Origin of the sequence: Salipiger sp. HF18, assembly GCF_011806505.1 — a bacterium.
GTDB classification, from domain to species: domain Bacteria; phylum Pseudomonadota; class Alphaproteobacteria; order Rhodobacterales; family Rhodobacteraceae; genus Salipiger; species Salipiger thiooxidans.
The window spans coordinates 1-3435 of sequence record NZ_JAATOS010000420.1 but is presented as its reverse complement, the minus strand read 5'-3'; the positions used below and the strand labels follow the sequence as shown (position 1 = coordinate 3435).

At 69.8% G+C, this 3435-nt stretch carries 4 protein-coding genes; 1 reads left to right on the top strand and 3 read right to left on the bottom strand.

Going from position 1 to position 3435, the window contains the following annotated elements; all coding sequences use genetic code 11:
• On the bottom strand, positions 1-141 hold a 141-nt coding region (locus HC022_RS21665; RefSeq protein WP_167453793.1), incomplete at its 3' end, for a DUF3553 domain-containing protein.
• Between the two features lie 64 nt (positions 142-205).
• Between HC022_RS21665 and HC022_RS21660 the strand changes: the two genes are divergently transcribed.
• Positions 206-811, top strand: coding sequence for a histidine phosphotransferase family protein (locus tag HC022_RS21660; RefSeq protein WP_167453792.1), 606 nt, complete (start codon positions 206-208; stop codon positions 809-811).
• A gap of 83 nt (positions 812-894) precedes the next feature.
• On the opposite strand, the gene HC022_RS21655 is transcribed toward HC022_RS21660, so the two are convergent.
• Both HC022_RS21655 and proB read right to left on the bottom strand, forming a co-directional pair.
• Complete coding sequence (locus HC022_RS21655; RefSeq protein WP_167453791.1) at positions 895-2139, bottom strand: glutamate-5-semialdehyde dehydrogenase; 1245 nt, start codon at positions 2137-2139, stop codon at positions 895-897.
• Positions 2140-2327: 188 nt separating this feature from the next.
• Positions 2328-3434, bottom strand: coding sequence for a glutamate 5-kinase (proB, locus tag HC022_RS21650; protein WP_089960943.1), 1107 nt, complete (start codon positions 3432-3434; stop codon positions 2328-2330).
• Position 3435 lies beyond the last annotated feature (1 nt).

Genomic DNA, 3435 nt, shown 5'->3' with positions numbered 1-3435 from the left:
GATGACAACCTTGCCCTGCTCGCGAAAATTGACCGTGACGCGCCCGGCGATGTTCGACTGCACCTGGCCGGTGCCCCAGTCGGGCCGGTCGGGATGCGTCACCAGCATCCCAGGTTCGAGGATTGCGTTGAGGTCGTCCATAGGTGCGATCGCGTCCCTTCTTCCCGGTCGAAGCCCTGAGCACAGTCCAGAGTGAGGAGCCCCCATGTCCGTTGCAACCGCCAGAATCGCCACGCTGGTCGGCTCTCGTCTCTGCCATGACCTTGTAAGTCCCATCGGCGCGATTTCCAACGGGCTCGAGCTGATCGCGCTGGCCGGCACCCCGGGCCCCGAGGAAATGGCGCTGATCGAGCAGAGCGCTGCCTCGGCCACCGCGCGGATCAATTTCTTCCGCGTGGCCTTCGGCCATGCCTCGACCCAGCAGGACGTGGGCGCGCGCGAGGCGCGCAAGCTGCTGCAGGATTACTGCAAGGGCAGCCGGCTGAGCATCGACTGGCTGCCCGACGGCGACGCGCCACGGACCGAGGTCCAGCTCGCCTTTCTCGCGACGCTCTGCTGCGAGAGCGCGCTGCCGCTGGGCGGGCGGGTGCACATCACCCATATCGAAGGCGGTGGCTGGCGCATCTCGGGCACCGGGCAGCGGCTGTCGATCGAGCCGGATCTCTGGGCGCAGCTCACCAGCACCACGCTCGAGGCAGAGGTGACGCCGGCGCGGGTGCAGTTCGCCCTGCTCGCACTCCTGGCGCCGGAACGTGGCCGCAAGATGGTGGTGCATGCAGGCGACGCGGCGGTCACCATCGAGATCGGCTGAAAGGCGTTTCGGGATTTTCCGAAATGGTCCGGCGTCCCGGGCGGACCCGGAACGCCAGTCTTCTTCTCAGAGGTGCGGCCCGATCAGGCGCGCACCGCGCCGTCCGCGCGCACCACGTATTTGAACGAGGTCAGCTGCTCGGCGCCGACCGGGCCGCGCGCGTGCATCTTGCCCGTCGCGATGCCGATCTCGGCGCCCATCCCGAACTCGCCGCCATCGGCGAACTGGGTCGAGGCGTTGATCATCACGATGGCGCTGTCCACCCGCTCGACGAAGCGCTCGATGGCCGCCGGATCCTCGGCGAGGATGCAGTCGGTGTGGTCCGAGCCGTAGGTGCGGATGTGCTCGATGGCGGCATCCTCGTCCTCGACCACGCGGGCGGCGATGATGCTGTCGAGATACTCGCGCCCCCAATCGTCAGCGCTGGCCTGATGGGTGCCTTCGATGGCCTGCAGCGTCTCGTCGGCGCGCACCTCGACCCCCGCCTCGATCAGCGCGCGCACGACGCCCTGTCCGATGGTGTCCACCACGTCGCGGTGGATCAGCAGGCACTCTGCGGCGCCGCAGATGCCGGTGCGCCGGGTCTTGGCGTTCATCACCACCGTCAGCGCCTTCACCGGGTCGGCCGACGCGTCGATGTAGATGTGCACGATGCCCTCGAGATGGGCGAAGACCGGCACCCGCGCCTCGCGCTGGACGAGCCCCACGAGCCCCTTGCCACCACGCGGCACGATGACGTCGACGTAGTCGGTCATCTGCAGCAGCTCGCTCACTGCCGCCCGGTCGCGGGTCGGCACGAGCTGGATCGCGTCCTCGGGCAGGCCCGCCTTGCGCAGCCCCGAGACGAGACAGTCATGGATGGCGCGCGAGGAGTGGAAGCTCTCGGAGCCGCCGCGCAGGATCACAGCGTTGCCGGACTTAAGGCAGAGCGCGCCCGCGTCGGCGGTGACGTTGGGGCGCGATTCGTAGATCACGCCGACGACACCGAGCGGCGTGCGCACCCGCTGGATGTGTAGGCCGGGGGGACGGTCCCATTCGGCGATCACCTTGCCCACGGGATCCTCCTGCGCCGCGATGGCGCGGAGCCCCTCGACGATGCCGCGGATACGGTCCTCGGTCAGCAGGAGCCGGTCCATCATCGCCTCGGTCAGGCCCTTGTCGCGGCCGAAGGCGAGATCCTGGGCATTGGCCTCGACGATCTCTGCCCGGCGCGCCCAGACGGCGTCGGCCGCGGCCTCGAGCGCCTCGGTCTTGCGGGCTGGTGGGGTGAAGGCGAGCTCGGCTGCGGCCGCTTTCGCACGACGGCGAATGTCGGTCATGTCTTTCATCGCTGTTCACCCTTCGGGTTCTGGTTTCCGAGGGCCCTCCTATAGCGCCTCGCGGCGGCGGGGCCTAGGGCGATTTCGGCACCGTCGCGCACCGGCCCGGGCGCCGGCGGGGGCGCTGCCCCCGTCCGCTGACGCGGCCTCCCCCGGAGTTTATCGGGCAAGATGAACTGGCAGGAGACAGGTAGGGGTCAGAGTGCCATGTCGTCGCGGTGGATGAGCACCGCACGGCCGGGATAGCCGAGCGCCTCCTCGATCTCCCACGAGTGGCGGCCAACGATGCGGCGGGCCTCGTCGGCTGTGTAGCGTGTGAGGCCCTGCCCGAGCGTGGCGCCGCGCGGGTCGCGGATCACCACCGGGTCGCCGCGGCCGAACTCGCCCTCCGTGGCGGTGACGCCCACCGGCAGCAGCGAGCGGCCCTCGGCCATGGCGCGGGCGGCGCCGGCATCGAGAATGACCGCGCCGCAGGGCTTCATCGCCGCGATCCAGCGCTTGCGGGCCGCATGCGGATCGACACGCGAGGTGAACCAGGTGACGTTGGCGCCCTGCTCGAGCGCGGCCAGCGGGTTCGAGACCGAGCCCTCGGTGATGGCCATGGCGCAGCCCGCGGCGGTGGCGGTCTTGGCGGCCAGCAGCTTGGTCTTCATGCCGCCCTTGGAGAGGCCGCTGCCGGCGTCGCCGGCCATCGCCTCGATCTCGGGGGTGATCTCGTCGATCACGTCGTAGCGGATGGCGGTGGGATCCTGCGAGGGGTTGGCGCTGTAGAAGCCGTCGACGTCCGAGAGCAGGATCAGCTGGTCCGCCCCCACCGTCACCGCGACCTGCGCCGCGAGGCGGTCGTTGTCGCCGTAGCGGATCTCGTCGGTGGCGATGGTGTCGTTCTCGTTGACGATGGGCACCACGCCGAAGCCCAGCAGCGTCTCCATCGTGGCACGCTGGTTCAGGTAGCGGCGGCGGTCGGCGGAATCCTCAAGCGTCACCAGCACCTGCGCGGTGGTGATGCCGTGGGGCGCGAGCGCGTCTTCCCATTCGCGCGCGAGGCGGATCTGGCCGACCGCGGCGGCGGCCTGGCTCTGTTCCAGCGGCAGCGTGGTGGCGGGCAGCTTGAGGATGCCACGGCCAAGCGCGATGGAGCCCGAGGACACGAGGATCACGTCGGTGCCCCGCGCCCGGATCGCGGCGATGTCCTCGGCGATCGAGCGCATCCAAGCGGCACGGAAGGCGCCGGTGAGCTTGTCTACCAGCAGCGCCGAGCCGATCTTGACCACGAGGCGCTGCGCAGAGCTCAGGGTTGCCATT